Source organism: Peribacillus sp. GL_122 (genome assembly GCF_057835005.1).
Genome location: NZ_CM174415.1, coordinates 5,186,257 through 5,205,674, shown reverse-complemented (window position 1 = coordinate 5,205,674; position 19,418 = coordinate 5,186,257). Strand labels below are relative to the sequence as shown.

22 protein-coding genes are annotated in these 19,418 nt (G+C 41.4%); 13 read left to right on the top strand and 9 right to left on the bottom strand.

Annotation, left to right across the window (positions count from 1 at the left end; translation table 11 throughout):
* The first annotated feature begins 13 nt into the window (after nucleotides 1–13).
* The 3 genes from rpmG (at nucleotide 14) to rpsN (ending at nucleotide 715) form a co-directional block, all read left to right on the top strand.
* Nucleotides 14–163, top strand: coding sequence for a 50S ribosomal protein L33 (gene rpmG, locus AC3ISB_RS25325; RefSeq protein ID WP_034310390.1), 150 nt, complete (start codon nucleotides 14–16; stop codon nucleotides 161–163).
* A gap of 103 nt (nucleotides 164–266) precedes the next feature.
* On the top strand, nucleotides 267–401 hold the full coding sequence (locus AC3ISB_RS25320) for a hypothetical protein (RefSeq protein WP_452452677.1): 135 nt from the start codon (nucleotides 267–269) through the stop codon (nucleotides 399–401).
* Between the two features lie 44 nt (nucleotides 402–445).
* The gene (gene rpsN / locus AC3ISB_RS25315) at nucleotides 446–715 is read left to right on the top strand and encodes a 30S ribosomal protein S14 (protein WP_489274867.1); all 270 of its coding nucleotides are present in this window, start codon (nucleotides 446–448) and stop codon (nucleotides 713–715) included.
* A 195-nt stretch (nucleotides 716–910) separates the two neighbouring features.
* On the opposite strand, the gene AC3ISB_RS25310 is transcribed toward rpsN, so the two are convergent.
* Nucleotides 911–1,315: a VOC family protein gene (locus AC3ISB_RS25310; RefSeq protein ID WP_489274866.1), complete on the bottom strand. Its 405-nt coding sequence runs from the start codon at nucleotides 1,313–1,315 to the stop codon at nucleotides 911–913.
* A 305-nt stretch (nucleotides 1,316–1,620) separates the two neighbouring features.
* Between AC3ISB_RS25310 and AC3ISB_RS25305 the strand changes: the two genes are divergently transcribed.
* The 3 genes from AC3ISB_RS25305 (at nucleotide 1,621) to AC3ISB_RS25295 (ending at nucleotide 4,154) form a co-directional block, all read left to right on the top strand.
* Nucleotides 1,621–1,890, top strand: a complete 270-nt coding sequence (locus AC3ISB_RS25305) for a DUF1292 domain-containing protein (RefSeq protein ID WP_034310405.1) — start codon at nucleotides 1,621–1,623, stop codon at nucleotides 1,888–1,890.
* A gap of 222 nt (nucleotides 1,891–2,112) precedes the next feature.
* Nucleotides 2,113–2,541, top strand: a complete 429-nt coding sequence (locus AC3ISB_RS25300) for a cell wall hydrolase (RefSeq protein ID WP_141992945.1) — start codon at nucleotides 2,113–2,115, stop codon at nucleotides 2,539–2,541.
* 146 nt (nucleotides 2,542–2,687) lie between these two features.
* Nucleotides 2,688–4,154, top strand: a complete 1,467-nt coding sequence (locus AC3ISB_RS25295) for a PAS domain-containing sensor histidine kinase (protein WP_230303584.1) — start codon at nucleotides 2,688–2,690, stop codon at nucleotides 4,152–4,154.
* Between the two features lie 37 nt (nucleotides 4,155–4,191).
* Here AC3ISB_RS25295 and AC3ISB_RS25290 read toward each other — a convergent pair whose 3' ends face one another.
* Nucleotides 4,192–5,184 (bottom strand): NADPH:quinone oxidoreductase family protein, encoded by a 993-nt coding sequence (locus tag AC3ISB_RS25290; RefSeq protein ID WP_098372297.1) that lies wholly within the window; start codon nucleotides 5,182–5,184, stop codon nucleotides 4,192–4,194.
* A gap of 162 nt (nucleotides 5,185–5,346) precedes the next feature.
* On the opposite strand from AC3ISB_RS25290, the gene AC3ISB_RS25285 reads away from it, so the two are divergent.
* The gene (locus AC3ISB_RS25285) at nucleotides 5,347–5,787 is read left to right on the top strand and encodes a peptidylprolyl isomerase (RefSeq protein ID WP_141992942.1); all 441 of its coding nucleotides are present in this window, start codon (nucleotides 5,347–5,349) and stop codon (nucleotides 5,785–5,787) included.
* Nucleotides 5,788–5,865: 78 nt separating this feature from the next.
* Here the strand turns inward: AC3ISB_RS25285 and AC3ISB_RS25280 are convergent, their stop codons facing one another.
* Nucleotides 5,866–6,804, bottom strand: a complete 939-nt coding sequence (locus tag AC3ISB_RS25280) for an oxidoreductase (RefSeq protein WP_489274863.1) — start codon at nucleotides 6,802–6,804, stop codon at nucleotides 5,866–5,868.
* A 107-nt stretch (nucleotides 6,805–6,911) separates the two neighbouring features.
* Nucleotides 6,912–7,682 carry a sulfite exporter TauE/SafE family protein gene (locus AC3ISB_RS25275; RefSeq protein ID WP_489274861.1) on the bottom strand — a complete coding sequence of 257 codons (771 nt, stop codon included), beginning with the start codon at nucleotides 7,680–7,682 and terminating at the stop codon, nucleotides 6,912–6,914.
* Nucleotides 7,683–7,898: 216 nt separating this feature from the next.
* Between AC3ISB_RS25275 and AC3ISB_RS25270 the strand changes: the two genes are divergently transcribed.
* The gene (locus AC3ISB_RS25270; RefSeq protein WP_144529748.1) at nucleotides 7,899–8,681 is read left to right on the top strand and encodes a TrmB family transcriptional regulator; all 783 of its coding nucleotides are present in this window, start codon (nucleotides 7,899–7,901) and stop codon (nucleotides 8,679–8,681) included.
* Between the two features lie 61 nt (nucleotides 8,682–8,742).
* Here the strand turns inward: AC3ISB_RS25270 and AC3ISB_RS25265 are convergent, their stop codons facing one another.
* Nucleotides 8,743–9,096: a hypothetical protein gene (locus AC3ISB_RS25265; protein WP_141992938.1), complete on the bottom strand. Its 354-nt coding sequence runs from the start codon at nucleotides 9,094–9,096 to the stop codon at nucleotides 8,743–8,745.
* Nucleotides 9,097–9,279: 183 nt separating this feature from the next.
* Between AC3ISB_RS25265 and nagZ the strand changes: the two genes are divergently transcribed.
* Both nagZ and AC3ISB_RS25255 read left to right on the top strand, forming a co-directional pair.
* Complete coding sequence (gene nagZ, locus AC3ISB_RS25260; protein ID WP_480339381.1) at nucleotides 9,280–10,515, top strand: beta-N-acetylhexosaminidase; 1,236 nt, start codon at nucleotides 9,280–9,282, stop codon at nucleotides 10,513–10,515.
* Nucleotides 10,516–10,606: 91 nt separating this feature from the next.
* Complete coding sequence (locus AC3ISB_RS25255) at nucleotides 10,607–10,795, top strand: hypothetical protein (protein ID WP_034310424.1); 189 nt, start codon at nucleotides 10,607–10,609, stop codon at nucleotides 10,793–10,795.
* 435 nt (nucleotides 10,796–11,230) lie between these two features.
* Here AC3ISB_RS25255 and AC3ISB_RS25250 read toward each other — a convergent pair whose 3' ends face one another.
* Nucleotides 11,231–11,632 (bottom strand): SET domain-containing protein, encoded by a 402-nt coding sequence (locus AC3ISB_RS25250; RefSeq protein WP_034310428.1) that lies wholly within the window; start codon nucleotides 11,630–11,632, stop codon nucleotides 11,231–11,233.
* A gap of 283 nt (nucleotides 11,633–11,915) precedes the next feature.
* A complete protein-coding gene (locus AC3ISB_RS25245) occupies nucleotides 11,916–13,541 on the bottom strand; it encodes a M4 family metallopeptidase (RefSeq protein ID WP_141992936.1) in 1,626 nt (541 codons plus the stop codon).
* A gap of 442 nt (nucleotides 13,542–13,983) precedes the next feature.
* Here AC3ISB_RS25245 and AC3ISB_RS25240 point away from each other — a divergent pair, with 442 nt between their 5' ends.
* From AC3ISB_RS25240 to AC3ISB_RS25230, 3 genes are all read left to right on the top strand, one after another.
* Complete coding sequence (locus AC3ISB_RS25240; protein WP_480339383.1) at nucleotides 13,984–15,468, top strand: amino acid permease; 1,485 nt, start codon at nucleotides 13,984–13,986, stop codon at nucleotides 15,466–15,468.
* Between the two features lie 243 nt (nucleotides 15,469–15,711).
* Nucleotides 15,712–16,812 carry a CaiB/BaiF CoA transferase family protein gene (locus tag AC3ISB_RS25235; RefSeq protein ID WP_480339384.1) on the top strand — a complete coding sequence of 367 codons (1,101 nt, stop codon included), beginning with the start codon at nucleotides 15,712–15,714 and terminating at the stop codon, nucleotides 16,810–16,812.
* 257 nt (nucleotides 16,813–17,069) lie between these two features.
* Nucleotides 17,070–17,594, top strand: coding sequence for a hypothetical protein (locus tag AC3ISB_RS25230; protein WP_098372306.1), 525 nt, complete (start codon nucleotides 17,070–17,072; stop codon nucleotides 17,592–17,594).
* Nucleotides 17,595–17,695: 101 nt separating this feature from the next.
* On the opposite strand, the gene AC3ISB_RS25225 is transcribed toward AC3ISB_RS25230, so the two are convergent.
* Both AC3ISB_RS25225 and AC3ISB_RS25220 read right to left on the bottom strand, forming a co-directional pair.
* Nucleotides 17,696–18,871 carry an MFS transporter gene (locus AC3ISB_RS25225; RefSeq protein WP_480339385.1) on the bottom strand — a complete coding sequence of 392 codons (1,176 nt, stop codon included), beginning with the start codon at nucleotides 18,869–18,871 and terminating at the stop codon, nucleotides 17,696–17,698.
* A gap of 156 nt (nucleotides 18,872–19,027) precedes the next feature.
* Complete coding sequence (locus tag AC3ISB_RS25220) at nucleotides 19,028–19,330, bottom strand: ArsR/SmtB family transcription factor (RefSeq protein WP_061466270.1); 303 nt, start codon at nucleotides 19,328–19,330, stop codon at nucleotides 19,028–19,030.
* Between the last annotated feature and the right edge of the window lie 88 nt (nucleotides 19,331–19,418).

Here is a 19,418-nt window from a genome sequence, read left to right as displayed (position 1 = left end):
GGAGGAAACAAAAATGAGAGTAAACATTACTTTAGCATGCACAGAATCAGGGGATCGAAATTATATCACGACGAAAAACAAGCGGAATAACCCGGACAGGATCGAATTGAAAAAGTACTGTCCGCGATTAAAGAAACACACGCTACACCGTGAAACAAAGTAATTTTGAGGTTTAAATCGTAATGATTATGTTTTATTGAAGAGATGGATGTAAAAGGCGGGAAGTTCATGTTGGAATGGAGCATTATTGGCGGAGGCATTCAAGTATGACGATGGCTGCATTGTACGGAATTCTTTTCAATGCCATATTTACGTTCTCCATCCATACAATTGGTGAACATGCTCCCGATATCGAAGAATATATCGGGAGCAAGACAGACAGCGGAACGAATTGTGAATAGTTTATAGAATCTATAAAAAAAGATCTTTAAAAAGGAGAATATAAATGGCGAAAAAATCCAAGGTGATAAAAGCGGAAAAACAGCTGGCAATGGTCAAAAAGTATGCACAACTTAGAAAGGAATTGAAGGAGAAAGGGGATTATGCCGCATTGGCCAAATTCCCGCGTGATTCCTCGCCGACAAGGGTCCACAATCGTTGTGGAGTAACGGGGAGGCCCCGTGGATATATGCGCAAATTCAACATGTCACGTATCGTTTTTAGGGAGCTTGCTCATAAAGGGCAACTGCCGGGTGTCAAGAAGTCAAGCTGGTGAAGCGGGGAGGTGAAAGGTGATTTAATAGTCTTTCTTTCATTCACTTTTTATGGAAATCATTCATAAGAAAAGGAGCCTATGTTGAACAAGGGCTACTGGTAAAAGAAGGTTTTTAACTGTAAACTTTGTTGAACATTGACGAAGCGGCTTGTAGAGTGAACGTTAAAAAAGCAGAAGTCTCTAAGACTCTGCTTTTTACCTTTGGAAAAATTCAATCCACTCTTTTTCCGGGCCATATACGTAGAAATAGCGATAGCCATTTGGAAGGGTGACTATCTCTTCATCAATCAGCTCAGTGTTATCCAAGCTTTTGATCCGGGCATATTCTTCCTCGATATCATCCACGGTAATGGCAAAATGGTGGATCGTTGCTTCGGATGGCAGTGTGTCGCTATATCCCTGAATCAATTCTATTTCTGTTTCGTCCGACTCTTCGTAACCCAGGAATGCCAGTTCGATTACCCCATTAGTATGAGTCATGCGTGCTTTTAATTTTAAATCCAGCACATCTTGATAAAAGGCGATGGATTTTTGAAGATCTTTTACAACGACGCCAATGTGATCGACCCTTTTCACAGCCAAGAAATCTTCCTCCTTCATTATATCCAGATGCAAAATGCTAATATTAGTATATGTAAGATTATTCGGAATTAAATTACATTTTTATAGGCGTTTTTAGATAATTTTTTAAATGATGTTAATATAGGGAAAGTATTGGTGAATACTGAAAAATGATAAATGGCTTATGTTATAATATTTTTCTTCCATAATTTTTCTTGATAGATTCTATTCCTGGAAAGAATGAAATTAAGCATTTTCCAGGGCCAAAATTTGTTTCTAAATGGAATAGTCGATATACTTATTGAAACAACTCCATTATAAATGGATATGAAAGGAGAGGTAGTATGGGAAAAATTCGTGAAGGTGAAGTTTTCACCCTTACTGATGACAGCGATGAGGGCCATGAAGTTGAGGTTTTAGGATCATTGGATGTAGAAGGAACGGAATATGTAGCAGTAGGTTTGCTTGAAGATATTGAAGAGGATACAGATGAAGATATCGATATTTTCTTTTTCAGGGTCGAAGGCGAAGGTGAACTGCTCGATATCGAATCGGATGAAGAGTTCGAAAAGGTATCATTGGCGTTTGAAGCGGCATTTGAAGCGAAAGAATGACAAGATAAAAGACGGCACATTGTGTGTCGCCTTTTTTTTATGTATAAAGAAAGTATCGGCCCCGCCTTCGCCAAATACCATGATAGCCACGCGTGCTATCCAGCCTTACTTAAGTATAGGGTTGTATTATTGATAGGACGTGTACTATCTATGAAGATTTTGTTAATAAACGGAGTATTTTTCCATCTCCAAGACATAGGATAAAAAAGTGGAGGTGATGGAATGGCCGTTGTTAAGCACACGGATGCCGATATTGCCTTATTGGCAAGATTGCTTAGGGCGGAAGGTGAGGGTGAAGGTGATCAAGGCATGTTGATGATCGGTAATGTAGGGGTCAATCGGATTAGGTCGAATTGTTCCGATTTCATAGGGTTGAGGACGATTCCAGATATGGTTTATCAGGAGCATGCCTTTGAAGCTGTACAGAAGGGGTATTTTTATCAGCGGGCAAGGGATAGGGAAAAAAGGCTTGCGCGCCGGAACGTAAATGGTGAAAGGCTATGGCCCTCGAAATTTAGCCTATGGTACTTCAGGCCACCGGGAGATTGTCCGGCAACCTGGTATAATCAGCCCCTGGTTGGGCGTTTCAAGCTTCATTGCTTTTATGAACCAACAGGTACAGAATGTCCGAACATTTATAATACATTTTAAGGAGGAGGCTGAACCTTATGGAGGTTTGGCCTCTTTGTGCATCAGTCTTTAACTAGGAAAAATCATATGATAAAACTGGCAAATGATTTACTGATACTGTAAAATTGAGACTGTAAATTTCCGGATAAGAAAGGAATAAAAAATTGATGAGTAAAAGGCTTATTAATTATGGACAAGGGCAAATGGGAGTACAGCCGGAGGATAATACCGAGAAATTTAAGTCTTTCATGGAGAACAACCCGGACGCCATTTCCATTGTTGATCTGGAAGGAAAGACCCTTCAAGTGAATGCAGCTTTTGAAGAGTTTTTCGGTTGGACGAATGATGAGCTCATTGGCATGCCGTTTCCTATTATTCCTGATTTCTTGAAGGAATCAGTCAATGAATTGCATGACCAGATTAAGGCAGGGGTACAAAAGAAAGGCTTTGAAACGGTCAGGCTAAGGAAGGATGGCCAGTTAATCGATGTAAGCATCTCCCTGTTCAATATTCGGGATGATGAAAATGAGCCGTGCGCTCTGGTTTTCGTTTATCGGGATATCACAAATCAAAAACTTGCTGAAGCTGCCTTGAAGGAAAGTGAGCAAAGGTATCGCAGTTTAGTGGAGGTGTCACCTGAAGCGATTTTTGTACATCGCAATGGGATCATCGAGTATATGAATCCCATGGGGGCAAAAATGCTTGGGATGGATAGTGTGGAAGATATTATCGGTAAATCGGTTTTTCAGTTCGTTCACCTGGAGTCCCGGGAAAGTGTACAAAGAAGAATCGATATCATGAGAGATGATCATCAGGCGGTTGGTTTACTGGAACAAAAGTTCATTCGACTTGACGGACAAGTATTTTATGGAGAAACACTCGGTCTTCCGATTATTTATAAAGGTCAACCGGCCATACAGGTATTCTGCAGGGATATTACGGAGCGTAAAAAGACCGATGAGTTGCTCTGTAAATCCAATATGTTATCAGCGGTAGGACAGATGGCTGCGGGTATCGCGCACGAATTAAGAAATCCATTAACTACGGTCAAAGGATTTTTACAATTATTAAGGGAAAATCCTGAGCAAAAGGACTATCTTGAAATGACGGTCAGTGAAGTGGAAAAAATTGAAACCCTGGCCAATGAATTTTTAAGTTTAGCAGAGCCTGAAGCGAAGGTTTGTGAATACATCCAGCTTAACGATATATTGGATAGTGTGATTACGTTAGCCGAGTTACAAGCGATTTTGAATGATGTTGAAATCATCAAGGAATATAATACGGATTCGGCATCTGTCTTTGGCGAACCGAATCAGTTAAAACAAGTATTCACGAATGTCGTCAATAATGCGATAGAAGCCATGCCGAATGGCGGCAAACTTCATATACAGTTACACCATGGAGGAGACTCTGCGATGATCCGATTCATTGATTCAGGCTGCGGAATCTCAAATGAGCGCATGGAGCATCTAGGGCAGCCTTTTTATAGCACCTCTGAAAAAGGAACGGGGTTTGGGCTCATGGTCAGTACTAAAATCATCCATGAGCATAATGGGGAAATTCATTTCAGCAGCGAAGTGGGAGAAGGGACGATTGTAGATATCAGTCTTCCCATCAATGAAAGTTCACAATGAAAGTGACGAGAAGCTATGCTCTCGTCACTTTTTTGGTTTATAGCTTAACGATCGTCCTGCCTCTTGCTTCCCCTTTTAATAGGGTAGGAAGGACGTCAGGCAATTCTTCAAGTGTAATTTCCTGTTGAATGAGCTGTTCTAATTTTTCGAGTTTAAAGTCGGTGGCAAGGCGATGCCAAACTTTCAATCTTGTATCCATCGGGCAATTGACTGAATCGATCCCAAGTAGATTAACCCCTCTTAGGATGAATGGAAAGACGGTGGCTGGCAGGCTTGTACCAGCTGTCAATCCACTGACCGCCACAGCTCCGCCATACTTGATTTGGCTAAGGACTGAAGCTAACGGTTCACCGCCGACGGGATCTACCGCCCCGCTCCACTTCTGTTTGCCCAGTGCCCGCAGCTTGCCATTAAATACATCTTCACGCGATACAATGGTCGCCGCGCCGATTTCCTTCAAATATCCATGTTCCGAATCTTTTCCTGTACTCGCCTCAACGGAATAGCCAAGTTTGGAAAGGATCGAGACTGCGAAACTGCCGACCCCGCCAGTTGCACCAGTGACGAGAACGCTCCCTTGCTCAGGGGTGAGGTTATTTTCTTCCAGTCGCAGAACCGATAAGGCTGCAGTGAAACCGGCCGTTCCGATGATCATCGCCTCTTTCATTGTAAGGCCATCAGGAAGCGGGACGATCCACTCTGCAGGAACGCGGGCAAATTGACTATAGCCCCCTGATTGGGAAACGCCAATTCCGTAGGAGGTCGCAATGACTTCGTCTCCTTCTTTAAAGCGGGAATCCTCAGATGAAACGACAACACCAGCCATGTCAATTCCCGGAACGATCGGATAGCTGCTAACAATGTTTCCATTTGGAATTGCTGCAAGGCTATCTTTATAGTTCACACCGGAATAATGAACACGGATGAGCACTTCCCCTTGAGGTAGATCATCAAGTGATAGTTGCTGAATGTTAACGGTGAATTGATCATCTTGCTTGTTCACGACTAATGCATCAAATTGCTGTATCATGGTTCGTTCCCCCTTATAATAATGAATCTACCCCATTATAAAAGAAAAAATATAGGAATGTATAATGATACAATTCGAAATAAGTAGCGCTTGCTTTTCTTTCTGCTTCTAAAAATGGTACTATTAGATTTGATTCAGTTCATATTAAAGGAGATGTTTTACATGGCTAAAAAAGGATACATACTTATGGCAAATGGAGAAAAGATCGAATTCGACCTTTTCCCGAACGAAGCACCGAACACAGTGGCTAACTTCGAAAACTTAGCAAACACAGGTTTTTATAATGGTGTAGTCTTTCACCGTGTCATCCCTGGTTTCGTAAGCCAAGGCGGAGATCCAACAGGTACAGGTGCAGGCGGAAGCGGCAAGCAAATCAAATGTGAAACAGAAGGAAACCCTCACAAACATGAGGCTGGAAGCCTATCGATGGCACATGCCGGAAAAGACACAGGCTCAAGCCAATTCTTTATCGTGCATGAACCACAACCGCATCTTAACGGTGTTCACACAGTATTCGGTAAAGTGACATCTGGACTTGAAACAGCCAAAGCTATGAAAAATGGCGACAAAATGGAAAAAGTCGAAATTTTTGACGCTGAATGATGAAAGCGAAAAGAGGGGGCATTATGCTCCCTCTTTCTTTTTGCACTGATCATGAGTGAAAACAGGGGAATGATAGAGTCATTTTGGCGTCATGCTTTCAGTGAAACGATATTTGACCTCTGTCAAGGTTTCTGAAATATCCCATAATCTTTTCGAGGTTTCTTCATTATATAAGGAATCGATGATATCATCTTTTCTCGGAAAGCCTTTTCTGCTCTTCTTTCCATCGGGTCCGATATACTCCCCGCCTGTTAATGTTGGTTCCGTTGCGGCATAAAGGGTAGGCAATGCTCCCATACTCGCCGGCTGGGTGATGGTTTTCGAAAGAAAATGCACGAATCTATTTATGGGTTTGCCAGATCCGCGAGACATGAGATTAGTATGGGAAAGGCCCGGGTGACAGGCAATGCTTATTGGGTTTGCATCATGCTGGTTGAATTTATTCTGTAATTCGCGGGCGAAGAGCAGATTGGCCAGCTTGCTTTGCCCATAGTATTTCATCGCTTTATAACCGTTTTCACCATTTAGGTTTTCGAAATCTATAAATCCATTGATGGCGGCCAAGCTGCTCAATGTGACCACACGCGATTTTGGCGTAGAAAGGATACGCGGAAGAAGGAGTCCTGTCAAAGCAAAATGACCAAGATGATTGCTGCCGAATTGCAGTTCGAAACCATCTTTCGTCTTACTGTATGGCGGAATCATCACACCTGCGTTATTGATGAGGACGGAAAGAGAGTCATAGTTTTCCTGAAAGGAATCAGCAAAATGCCGAATGCTGCTTAAATCACTTAAATCCAGCTGCATCACGTGTACAGTTGCTTTAGGATGGACCGATAAGATTCTATCGACTGCCTTTTCACCCTTCGAAGCATTCCGGACTGCAAGGATGATCTCTGCCCCCTTACCGGCCAGTGCAAAAGCCGTTTCGAAGCCAATTCCACTATTTGCACCAGTAATCACAATGGTTTGCCCCGATACATCTGCCATTTCTTCGCCATTCCACTTTTCAATCATCCAATCACACCTTCCCACACAGTCTATACCTATCATATACCCAAATAATTCCTATATGTCACATTCTGTGGCGGGAACATGTGCTGTATTCTATTTTTTTAAAAAAATTAGCCGCCCATTAAATAATCCATTATATTTTTCAAGATCAGAATGACGGTTACTATGATAAATAATACCCTTACATATGCCACTCCCTTTTTAATGGCGAATTTAGATCCGGCCAATGCACCTGCTATCATGGAGATCCCCATCGGTATTCCATAGGAAAAGTTGACGGTATCAAGGAATATGAACATGATCAGTGCTGCCAGATTGCTTCCGAAGTTCAAAAATTTTGCATTTCCTGCAGAGTGCAAAAAATCAAAGCCAATCATTAAAAAGGCAAACAGAATGAAAGATCCCGTTCCAGCGCCCAAAAACCCATCATAAAAACCAATGGCAAATATAGCTAACGCAAATAGTGCAGCCTTTTGCCATGTGAGTTTATGGTAAGTCGAGTTCTGTCCCCAGTCCTTTTTAAAAAAGGTATAAATGGCAATAGCTATTAATAGGACCAAGATCATTGGCTTTAATAATTCAGGCGAGACGAAATTAACAACCCAAGCGCCTAGCAGGGAACCTATGAAAATCAGTGGAAAAAGTTTGGAAACCAATCGAAAATCAACCTTACCTGAGCGAATGAAGGCAATGGTACTTGTTAAAGACCCCATGGAACTTGCTAGCTTATTCGTTGCGATCGCTTGAGAAGGGGGAAGTCCTGAAAATAATAAAGCGGGTATGGAAATCAGGCCCCCGCCGCCTACCACAGAATCAATGAATGCTGCCAAAAATCCGAAAAACATCAGCAGCAAGAGTGTTGAAATATGTATATCCTCCATCCAAGAAGCCTCCGTATAAATGGCGTTATGGCTGAAATGCTTGTTATGCTGAAGCCATAACCCAAGTTTTTCGTTTAGTCACTATTTAAATAGTAACTAATAAAAGCCGTTCTGTAAATAAGAACATTATGAGTCATACCATTTGAAATCGAATAGATTTCGATAAGAGATTTGGTATGATAGGCATATAACTTACTAAAAGCACTAGGAGGTACTATGCAAGATATCATTCAAAAACTACAGTCTCTCGGGTTTAGTCAATATGAAGCAAAGGCTTATGTTTCTTTGGTTCGCCAAGGTCCAACCAGTGCCTATCAAGTAAGCAAGGAATCAGGAATTCCCAGGGCCCGCATCTATGAAATATTAAATGGACTGCAAGAAGAAGGAATCGTCTTAAAAGAGGAAATCAATGACTCGATACAATATTCACCGCTACCAGTCGATGTGTTTCTGGAATCTGTCCAATCAAAATGGAACGATACCTATCAATCCATCAGCCATACACTGAAACAATTCGAGAAAATCGAACCGATGTCCGACAATCGTGTAATGACGCTTAAGGGTGAAGGGCACATCCTTTCCTTTTGCCGTACTTTGATTCAAAAAGCCGAGAAAAGGGTGGTGGTTTCCTTATGGGACGAGATGTATGGAAAACTTGAACAAGAGCTAAAAGGGATTGCTGCGCATTGCACTCTCAAGGGGATTGCATTTCAGGTTGAAAACCCATTATCAGGTATAGATATACATCGCAAAACAAGCTATGTGGAAAATATCGGAGAAAACAAATGGTTCATCTTATCCATCGATGGCAAGGAGACGATTTACGGCCCTTCTCCGGAAACGAGAGAAACGGCGTTCTACACAGATGATCCCATTCATATCAATTTTCTCGAAAATTACATTTGGCATGATATCCTCGTTAACCGCTTGGTTAAAAAGGATGAAGAAGATACCGAGAATTGGATTTCAAGTGAAAGAGAACGTTTTTTCTCCCTATAAGAAAAAAAGCTGATATCCCCATTGCAGGGAATATCAGCTTTTTTATATTTGTACCAAAGTGTCATTCGGATAAAAGGGTTTTAGGAAATCTAATGGCCGTGGGCAAGCTGGATTTATCTCGATAAGACCTGTAAGACACAATCGGATGATTATGCGCTTGAACATCCAACTGAAGAACCTGTGAGCTTTTCATTTCCAAATAGTACGTAACGTCTTCTTTTTGTAAATGATAAAAAGAAAAAGGTATCCCTAAAAGGTTTTTCCTGATTAGTTTTGTTTCAGGCTGATTGATGATGTGCTCACTCAATTCCGCTATCGTAACAGGGGTTGTTCCTGTAAAGGCTGTTATTTTTTCTTTTGCATAATCGACTGCATGACTGAAGGTGACGGCAAGATTCTTCAACATTCCGTTCATGGGGGGGCATCTCCTTTTAATTAGGCTATGATTGTAGTATGGTGCGTGGCTAATGCTTTATGCAAAAAAAATACGCATTGATGATATAGAATTGACACTTTATGAACATGATTAAGAAGTGTGCATTGAAATCAAAAAGGGCAATCAAGGAAGGACAGAGAAAATGTCAATGAAGGTCAAATCATGAAGAATAAAAAAATTTATATAGGCCTGCTTTTCATCGCAATCCTCGCTTTTTCAATATTGTTCATTCAGTTGAATATCAATGTGAATTCCAGAGCGGAAAAAGGGAAAGACGCCGAAGCGGATAGTCATGAGAAAATAGAACAATTGCTGAAAAAAATGACGCTTGAAGAAAAAATCGGGCAGCTTATGATGGTCGGTTTCAAGGGAACTGAAAAGGGCAATGAAATTACGGAACTTATCGAACAAAAACATATAGGAGGCGTCATTTATTTTGACCGCAATATGAAATCACCTAAACAAGTGGCCAGGTTATCCAATTCGCTTCAGCAAACGGCCAATCAAAGTACACATTCGCTTCCGTTGATGGTGGCCATCGATCAGGAAGGCGGGGACATCATCAGGATGAAGGAAAGGGTATCGCCACTCCCTGCGCAACAGGATCTTGGAAAAAATGCATCTATTGAAGAAGTGTACAAAGTTGCCAAATTGAATGGAACAGAACTTGGATCCATGGGGATTAACATTAATTTCGCCCCTGTACTAGATCTATCGCAAACGGATAAACGTTCATTTGGGAAAGATCCCGAAAAGGTCTATCAATACGGAAAGAAAGCCATTCAAGGCTTGAACGATGTATCGATAACTGGTGCATTGAAGCACTTTCCTGGAAACGGACGCAGCGAAATCGATCCGCATGTCGAAACATCCTCCGTGGAGGCAAACCAACTGGATCTGGAAAATTCGGATATTTATCCTTTCAAGAAAATCATAAGTGAAATGGATAACCAAAAGTTTTTCGTGATGGTGACCCACATTAAATATCCAGCCTATGATAAAGAAAAACCAGCAAGCCTTTCTAAAATCATCATAGAAGAACTGCTTCGTGGGAAACTCAAATATGAAGGTCTTGTCGTTACCGACGATTTGGAAATGGGTGCTGTGAACAAGTATTACTCCTATGAAGAGATGGGGAAGCAGGCAATCCTTGCAGGAGCTGATTTATTACTTGTCTGTCATGAATATTCCCATGAGCTTGAAGTATATAACGGATTACTCCAAGCAGTGAAAGCAGGGGAAGTTCCAATCGATAGAATTAACGAGTCAGTGAAAAGAGTGCTGACATATAAACTTTACAATATGAAGCAAAAGAAAGCTGACCCGGATCAAGCTGAAAAAGTGGTGAAAAATCCCGAAAGCATAAAGTATATTGAAAGCCTGGGCGATGATGAATAAAAGCGAAACTACTCTCTCAAAAGGATGCTTTTGTTTAAATCAGCTGATAGAGGGAATACTATATATGACTAACTTGAAGGAGGAAACTAACATGCCATCAAACAAAATGCTTGGAACCGTCCTGATAGGAGCAGCCGCATTTTTAATGCGCAATAAGAAAACCCGTGAAAAAACCATGAGTCAAATAAGGTCCTTAGCGACACCGGAAACCATTGATAAGGTTAAGAGCCAATTCCAATCAATAACCAAAACAAAATCAAGTAACCCATCCGTACGTTAAGGTGAAATAACCCCATTAAAAGTTTTAATGGGACCTGACTGTAAATTAGTGAAGAACTAGTTTACAGTCATTTTTTTCTTGAAAAAAAGTGCCAGTTGATTTCCGAAATCCGCTCCCTTTCCGCCGACTGTCTGCCAAGTCTCATCAAAGCAAGCGTCTGTGTCGCACATTTCTTCAACCTTGAGAGGGTTCATTCGTATAATAAAATCATGGTTCGAGGTGAGAGCATCTCGAACTTTCTTTTGTCGTCAAGCTGTCCCCATTAAGTAGTTCTTAATGGGGCTTTTTAATTGCTTAACATCCTTTTGGTGAACGATTAAAACCCAGCAGTGAATTCATCAAGCCGGTAAAAGGAAAAAGGAAAAGCACCCGTTTCTTTCGAAAACCTTGGAAAGGTTTTTCAAAAGTACAAGTGCTTTCATGAATGGTCAATGATCATTCAGCTTCATCTTCACCGTCATTTTCTTTATTGAACCAAAGCGGATCCTCATTATCGACTTCACCATTATAATTAATCAGGATTTCTTCTCCTGCTTTTATGTCGGTGTAAGCAAAGAAATCAAACGTATGATTCTTGAAGTTTATGTCATACGTAGCGTTGGGTGTATAAGAATGATTAAACAGCATGCCATAACCTAAAAGCATGGCAGTATGATTAATTCCATATTCAAACGCATAATCAGCCAGCAATGTCTTCTCTATGAAAACATGCTCCTCGTTCGGATAAGCAATGACAGGTGCCTCATGCAAAAGCTCACCTTTTTTAATGTCTCGTGTTGCGAATACGCCTCTATTGAACTCACCATCACTGAGTGTGGAAGTTTTAACTTCAATCATGTTCGTCACCTACTTGTTCTATTCAATATAGTCCAGATCATCTAAGCTTGACAGTTAATAAGAAGAAAAGCAACTATTTTACGGAATTAATCAATTTTAGCAAACGGCACGATTGTTTTTTATTGAGGCTCTACCGGTACCGTAGGACGGAATTCGTCACATGAAGGACGAAAAAAGGTAGCGAACGGCTGAAATAATCGGGAGACCCGTTTATCCATTACAATAAAAAAACACCTCCGCTAGAAGTGAAGCTAGGGAGGTGTCGGTCATATAGGTAAATCCCTTAATTCACACCGACAGCTGTAAAGGCATTTTTGACAGCTGTGACTTCTGCACTGCTAGAACCGTATAAATCAGAGGCCGCTTGTACGACTGCCGCCCTGGCTTGTGAAAATGTCGACGAGGAAGTTAAATAAATCGTGTTTGCCCGGTAAAAGATGGTTCCCAGTTTATCGATGCCAATCCCGGATACGCTCACACCATGGTGAGTTCCGCCGGCAGAAATCAAATAGGCCGCCTTATTGATGATTCCGCTGTTCGTGTGGACTCCGCCGTTATCACCCGTTCCCGTATAGCGGTTCGAATAATGGTCAGGGTCACCATTCAATGTAGGATTAGCCATTGAACGGAGTGCATCACCGGAAATGTTAGGTGTGTAAATATCTTCTCCGACCAAATAATCGGCTTTGGCACTTTGGTTCTTGAATTCGACGACGGTGCCAAATATATCAGAAATCGCTTCATTCAAAGCACCGGATTCATTCTGATAGGTAAGGTTCGATTCCGAGGAAGTCACGGCATGCGTCAGTTCATGTGCAACGACATCCAGACCGCCGGACAATGGGATGAACGTCGTGCCATCTCCATCACCGTAAACCATTTGGGTGCCATCCCAGAATGCATTATTGTATCTTGAGCCATAATGAACGGTTGATTTCAGGATGGTTCCATTTCCATCATAAGAGTTCCGTCCAAATGTCGATTTATAATAATCATAGGTTTTACCTGCATAATAATGGGCATCAACCGCAGCTTTATCGGTAGAAGTAGTGAAAGCGTTTGTCGTGTTGGAAAAGAGTGTACCAGGCAATTTTGAACGGTTATTGGCATTATAAGTGTAGATGCCTTTACCGCGTGTATTGTCCTGTAAATAGTATCGGCCGCTGGATAAGGTAGTGTTCAATGACACGGTATTGTTTAAGACGCCGGTGCCCGTTCCGACGGAATTGGTCCCCGTCACTTCATCTAGTGTATTAAATTTATTCAGGATTTTACCTGTTTTGACTGATATGAAATAATTATGATTTCCTGGTTCAGGACTTAAGAATTTCAAATTGACTTTATATACATAATCGGCCTTGCCTTCATTTGCGTATACATATAGGTCAGATTCAGGTGATTGTTCGTAGGCAGGAGTGAACCCAAGATCCGCTTCAGCTATTTTGATAGCTTCGGATTTACTGATGCCTTTTTTAGCCTTTTTCCCTAATTTCGTGTTTAGATTGGCTTCAACCGTACCGGACACGACCGTCAATACACCTTTAGTATCAATCAATACCGCTTGTGTGGAATTCCATACAGGTACGCCTTTATAGGTTTGTTGCAATTTAAGGACGGTATTGCCTAGTTCATCCTTGCTTTCTTTCTGGATCGTGAAGGAGTCTTTCGCCTTTTGCTTTTCTAGCTTGTAAGACTTTTTGTTTTCATCAAAAAAGGTAAGAATGATATCTTCTGCAGTTTGCTTCGATGGGTCCGTAAGTTTCCCAGACTTGAATTCTAGCGAATCCTTATGCTTATTGTACTTTTCAACACTCAACACATTTTTTGCCGCTAAAGCTTCTTGATGGGGAATGGCAGAAAATAATAGACCGAGAGATAGTGCAGTTCCTAAAAATACCTTACCTTTCATAACACTCAACTCCTTCATGAGAATAACCTCATTTTTGCATCGTTTCATATTATTTACAAATGGAGAAAACTCGCAAAAAATATGACATTTAAAGGAATAAAATGGAGAAAAATGGATTTTGATAGAAATATTCTCTGAATATATTCTTTTAGTAATATTTGGAATGTATTTAAATTGAACCAAATGAATAAAAGTGCAAAAAAACATGGCATAATGTGCAAAAAAATGTGGCGTAAAGTGCAAAATATTTTGTCTATTGAGGGCGTTTTTTTTGATAATTTGTTGAAATATTGCGTTTTATAAATTTGGCATGAAAATTGCATATATTCAGAAAAGGAATTCGAATTGTAAATTAGATCTATTTGAAGTCTATGAAATAGGAAAATTTATTAAATGGATTTCCCATATATGAAAGCGCTTATATAGAAAGGGATGAAAAATTATGATACCAAAACAAGAACATGACATCGTTCAACATCCTCCGCAGCAAGAAGGACAAGAACTAAAGCGCGGTTTAAAATCCCGCCATTTAACGATGATTTCCATTGGCGGGGCTATTGGCACCGGGCTGTTTCTTAGCAGCGGGGCAGCCATTCATACAGCTGGGCCAGGCGGCGCATTACTTGCATATGCCTTAGTTGGGGCAATGGTTTACTTTGTGATGACGAGCTTAGGGGAACTGGCAGCCTTTATGCCGACAAGCGGCTCATTCAGTACCTATGGAACGAAATTTGTCGATCCGGCATTTGGTTTTGCCTTGGGATGGACGTATTGGTTCAATTGGTCGATGACGATAGCGGCAGAGTTGGCAGCCTCGACAATGATCATGAAATTCTGGTTTCCGAATAGTCCATCATTGTTATGGAGTTCATCATTCTTGGTGCTCATTTTCCTATTGAACTATTTATCCGTTAAAGGATATGGGGAAGGGGAATACTGGTTTTCCTTCATAAAAGTAACAGCCATCGTTATTTTTATAATCGTCGGGCTGCTAATGATCTTCGGCATTATGGGCGGCGAAGCAGTAGGTTTTAAAAACTTCACCGTCGATGACGCTCCTTTCCCGGGTGGGTTCATGGGTGTCTTCATCGTATTCATAGCAGCTGGCTTTTCTTTTCAAGGTACCGAAATTGTCGGTGTGGCTGCCGGGGAAAGTGAAGATCCTGCACGGAATATACCGAAGGCCATTAAAAGTGTCTTCTGGAGAATCTTGCTCTTTTACGTATTGGCGATCTTTGTAATAGGGCTGCTTATCCCTTATACGAACTCAAGTTTACAAGGTGATGACGTCATGGTAAGCCCATTCACGCTCATTTTTGAAAAAGCTGGAGTGGCCTTTGCCGCTTCGCTTATGAATGCCGTCATTTTAACAGCGGTATTATCTGCAGGTAACTCAAGTCTATATGCATCAACGCGTATGTTATACTCAATGGCAAAAGATGGACAAGCACCGCGTATTTTTGCAAAACTTAATAAACGCGGAGTACCGGTTGCAGGCATGATTTTGACATGTTCCATCGGCATGCTGGCCTTTTTAGCCTCCGTATTCGGTGATGGTAAAGTGTATATTTGGTTAATGAATGCCATTGGAATTACAGGATTTATCTTTTGGCTCGGCATTTCCATCAGTCATTACCGTTTCCGGAAAGCATTCATCGCTCAAGGCCATTCATTGGAGAAGCTGCCATATAAGGCATTATGGTTCCCGATTGGACCGATCTTTGCCATTTTAATTGGCATGATCGTCATCCTGTCCCAAAATATCCAAGCATTTTTCTCAGACCAGATCGATTGGGGCAGTGTTATAGCTGCATACCTGGGAATCCCGCTTTTCCTTGGTCTATGGTTTGGCTATAAGCTGGTAAGAAAAACTAAATTCGTTAAACTTGATGAAGTGAAATTTGACTTTGACAAAAAATATGAATGAACAAGCGTAAAGTAAAATCAGCCGGACAATGTAGTTTAAAATTGTCCGGCTTTTACTTGTTTTCTATGTGCTCATTAACAAAAGCCAGGAAGCTGATTCCTGGCTTTTTATTTTTATTAAATGGAAATTTATACAAAAATTCCAGGCGGTGTTATATGATAATCGTAAACTTTGCTAAATTGCATGTACAGAACGACGGGAAAGCTTTTACTATTTTCAATGGAAAGGGAAGGTGCACGGCTGATGACCTTATTGACTCATTTAAAAGTATTGGACTTTTCAACGTTACTGCCAGGCCCATTTGCCACTTTGATGCTAGCGGATTTAGGAGCGGACGTTTTGAAGGTAGAGAGGCCGGGAGCAACGGATTCATGGGGTGTGAACCAGTATCTTAACAGATCGAAGAAGTCGATCACACTTGATTTAAAACAATCTGAGTCCATCGAATCCGTAAAAAATCTAGTGAAGGAATACGATATCGTCATTGAACAGTTCCGTCCAGGCGTCATGGAACGCCTAGGGCTGGGCTATGAGGCATTAAAATGGATCAATCCGAAGCTGATTTACTGTTCCATCACGGGCTTCGGCCAGACAGGTCCCTATAAAGACCGACCGGGACATGATATCAATTATATTTCGATTGCAGGCTTATCAGGCTATTCCGGTACGAAAAAGGATGGCCCGGCAAAAAACGGAACCCAAATAGCAGATCTTGCCGGAGGATCACTGCATGCTGTTATCGGTATATTATCTGCAGTCATTCACAGGGAAAGAACGGGATTCGGCCAAGCCATCGACATCAGCATGACCGACTGCAGTTTTGCCTTGAATGCCATATCCGCACCCCTGAATTTACAAGGGGGCCTCGATCTTGAACCAGAAAAATTGATGTTGAACGGAGGATCCTTTTATGACTTTTACGAAACGAAAGATGGACGATATTTTTCGGTAGGAAGCCTTGAGCCCCCTTTTCGAAAAGCCTTATGTGAAGCAATCGGTGCACCCGAATTGTATGAACTGAGCATGAAAAGCGATGAAGAAAGCGGAATCAGGTTTAAAACGGCCGTCCGACTGGCTTTCCTTGAAAGGGATTTTCATGAATGGCAAGAAATATTCGCTGATTTCGAGGCCTGCGCAGAACCAGTGCTGACCTTCACTGAAGCGGCCGAACACCCCCAATTGAAGGACAGGGGAATGATCGTCGAGGTACCGGACGGAAAAGGAAATGCCCAGAAGCAAATCGCCTGCCCGATCAAAACATCGGTTTTCACCCCTGAATATAAACATGCAGGCTTGAGGCCAGGACAAAACAACTCAGAAATTCTTCACACCCCCAATCGCTAAATAAAGATGTAAAGGCTATCACTTTTCCGAGTTTTTTTGGAAGGGGATAGCCTTCTTTTTGAAGGTCGAATTAAGTTGGAGATAGGTCGAAATAAGCGGAGGAAGGCCATATTAAGCTGGAAACAACCCAAATTAAGCAGAAGGAGAACAATAGCACTTGTGGAAAGCAACATATGACTACTGTGAAAAATTTACCAGTTATAACTAATGTGGGCAGGGTATCAGAGTAGCATCCTGGTAAGGAGGGTTGCTTAAACATGTTTGGTCTCTCTGATATCATTAAATTTCTATTTTCCTTTTTTTTGATCATGCCGATCGTTACGCTGATACATTTGAGCGGGCATATTTTCTTTGTTACGATCTTTGGGGGATCAGAAAAGAAGATCTTGATCGGTTGTGGTAATAAACTTTTCGCCTTTCGGAACATAGAGGTGAGGAAATATTATTTTTGGAATGGGACTTGCGAGTTCAAGGGATTGAAACATGATAATCGATTGACGAATACGCTGATATATTTAGGGGGGGCTATCTTTAATTTAGTCAGCATGCTGACCATCTATAGTTTAGTGTATCAGAATATCCTGGACAGCTCGGTGATCTGGTATCAATTCATCTATTTTTCTTTCTATGTTATGTTTTTCTCCTTGTTTCCGATGTATTTCTCGGACGGGTCGCCTAGTGATGGGAAGGCTGCGGAATTGGCCTTGAGGAACAAGCTGGAAGATAGGGTGACGGATGATATATTTGTGAAGAAAATGGATGATGATGATAACTGCAAGTAAAAAGGGGACGTGCTGGTGACCGTTCTTTTTTTTTTGCTTTCAGCTTTAGGATTCATCATAAGGCTAAAATCTAGCCTTATGATGAATGTTTATATAACGGTCTAGGGTTTTATGGATTGTGCTATTTTACTGCTTGACGATGAACTTGAAAGGACCAGAACAATGACCATGGCAATGGCAACCCCTGTTGCAGCGATCCAGGTTATGGAAGCAAGGGATACTTGTTCTACAGCAACACCGCCAATTCCAGCACCTGCCGCCATGGCCAATTGCATCATCGACTGATTCAGACCGAGCATGACTCCTGATGATTCAGGTTCAAGGGTCGCTAAATGATATTGCTGTGTCGGCCCTGATGACCATGCTGCGAACGACCATAAGGTAAGGATTATCAAAACGCCCATCAATGAATTCGTAACGATGGATAACATGATGATCATCATAATATGCAGAGCCATACCGCCAATTAGTGTAAATGATACACCCCATCGATCCGTACTATAACCGCCAAACTTTGATCCAATCAAGCTTGCGATACCGAATATAAGCAAGGCCGTGCTAAGTAGAGAGTCACTTATCCCTGATACGGATAGCAGGTAAGGGGATAGATAGGTATAAGCTATCGAATATCCGCCAAGCCAGAAGAAGGTTATCGATAATCCAAGGGCAACTTTCCTTTTTTTAAGAAGGGCCAGCTGCTGGAGAAGTGGTACTGGTTTATCCCCTTTGGTAGGAGGAATGGTAAAGAATAAAACGATCATGGCAATCAGGCCGAATAGGGCGATTCCGCCAAAGACGGATTTCCACCCGAATGCATCTGTCATGATTCTTCCGAGAGGTACGCCAATGATAAGGGAAGCTGTAAACCCCATGACAACTGTCGCAATAGAACTTGCTTGTTTATCTGGCGGAGCAAGCTTAGCGGCAATATTCAGAGCGGTGACTACAACCAATCCTGCACCAAGTGCCATGATTATGCGTGCAAATAGAAACGGTCCAAAGCCTGGTAATAGAAAGGCAAGCAGATTGGCCACTACGAATAGTCCAAGGGAATACAACATTAATCTTCGTCTGTCTAAACTTGCTGTTAAAGCCATGAGAATGGGTGTACCGATTGCGTAGACAAGGGAGAAAATTGTAATGAGCTGTCCTGCGGCAGCAAGGGTCACTCCAAGAGAATCCGCAATCTTATCCAAAATTCCGGATATTATGAATTCGGATGTTCCTACTAAAAAACTGATAATCGCTAACATGTAAATTTTCCATGTATTAAGCAAAATAGATTCACTCCTCATTAATGATTATTAATTTTATATAAAGACATATCGCAATATGTTGATATGTATGAATAAAAAAATAAACATATCGCGAAATATCGAAATGTTAGAGAGAAAAATGAACCCAACCCTCTAAGGTACGGATCAGGTTCATTTTCATACTTCTTCTTTCAAGAAATCAGTAATTTTTGAGATTGCCTCTTCATCTCGTTTGTAATACGTAAACTTTCCTATCCGCTCCGTTTTAATCAATCCTGCTCTAAGAAGCATCGAGAGGTATTGAGAGGCCGTGGACTGGGTCATGTTTAATTTTTCCGTAATCTGACTTACGCAAACGCCGGTTTCCTTCATGTCTATTCCCTCATGAGGGGTGAAGTGGAGTTCAGGCGCCTTGAGCCATTGTAAGATTTGCAACCTGGATTCATTGGATAATGCTTTAAATATCTCGATTGTTTTCATACATTTCATTATATCGAGAATTATCGATATGTCAAATAGTTTTATCATTCATCGTTAGTTTCATAAATAGCAAAACTTGATACCGTTA

Coding starts and splice junctions, on each gene's coding strand:
- AC3ISB_RS25255 (WP_034310424.1), top strand. CDS start 10,607: ATGCCATCAAACAAAATGCTTGGAACCGTCCTGATAGGAGCAGCCGCA.
- AC3ISB_RS25245 (WP_141992936.1), bottom strand. CDS start 13,541: ATGAAAGGTAAGGTATTTTTAGGAACTGCACTATCTCTCGGTCTATTA.
- AC3ISB_RS25295 (WP_230303584.1), top strand. CDS start 2,688: ATGAGTAAAAGGCTTATTAATTATGGACAAGGGCAAATGGGAGTACAG.
- AC3ISB_RS25240 (WP_480339383.1), top strand. CDS start 13,984: ATGATACCAAAACAAGAACATGACATCGTTCAACATCCTCCGCAGCAA.
- AC3ISB_RS25230 (WP_098372306.1), top strand. CDS start 17,070: ATGTTTGGTCTCTCTGATATCATTAAATTTCTATTTTCCTTTTTTTTG.
- AC3ISB_RS25310 (WP_489274866.1), bottom strand. CDS start 1,315: ATGAAGGAGGAAGATTTCTTGGCTGTGAAAAGGGTCGATCACATTGGC.
- AC3ISB_RS25320 (WP_452452677.1), top strand. CDS start 267: ATGACGATGGCTGCATTGTACGGAATTCTTTTCAATGCCATATTTACG.
- AC3ISB_RS25250 (WP_034310428.1), bottom strand. CDS start 11,632: ATGATTGAAGTTAAAACTTCCACACTCAGTGATGGTGAGTTCAATAGA.
- AC3ISB_RS25290 (WP_098372297.1), bottom strand. CDS start 5,184: ATGATACAGCAATTTGATGCATTAGTCGTGAACAAGCAAGATGATCAA.
- AC3ISB_RS25300 (WP_141992945.1), top strand. CDS start 2,113: ATGGCCGTTGTTAAGCACACGGATGCCGATATTGCCTTATTGGCAAGA.
- AC3ISB_RS25220 (WP_061466270.1), bottom strand. CDS start 19,330: ATGAAAACAATCGAGATATTTAAAGCATTATCCAATGAATCCAGGTTG.
- AC3ISB_RS25270 (WP_144529748.1), top strand. CDS start 7,899: ATGCAAGATATCATTCAAAAACTACAGTCTCTCGGGTTTAGTCAATAT.
- AC3ISB_RS25265 (WP_141992938.1), bottom strand. CDS start 9,096: ATGAACGGAATGTTGAAGAATCTTGCCGTCACCTTCAGTCATGCAGTC.
- AC3ISB_RS25285 (WP_141992942.1), top strand. CDS start 5,347: ATGGCTAAAAAAGGATACATACTTATGGCAAATGGAGAAAAGATCGAA.
- AC3ISB_RS25235 (WP_480339384.1), top strand. CDS start 15,712: ATGACCTTATTGACTCATTTAAAAGTATTGGACTTTTCAACGTTACTG.
- rpmG (WP_034310390.1), top strand. CDS start 14: ATGAGAGTAAACATTACTTTAGCATGCACAGAATCAGGGGATCGAAAT.
- AC3ISB_RS25305 (WP_034310405.1), top strand. CDS start 1,621: ATGGGAAAAATTCGTGAAGGTGAAGTTTTCACCCTTACTGATGACAGC.
- rpsN (WP_489274867.1), top strand. CDS start 446: ATGGCGAAAAAATCCAAGGTGATAAAAGCGGAAAAACAGCTGGCAATG.
- nagZ (WP_480339381.1), top strand. CDS start 9,280: ATGAAGAATAAAAAAATTTATATAGGCCTGCTTTTCATCGCAATCCTC.
- AC3ISB_RS25275 (WP_489274861.1), bottom strand. CDS start 7,682: ATGGAGGATATACATATTTCAACACTCTTGCTGCTGATGTTTTTCGGA.
- AC3ISB_RS25280 (WP_489274863.1), bottom strand. CDS start 6,804: ATGATTGAAAAGTGGAATGGCGAAGAAATGGCAGATGTATCGGGGCAA.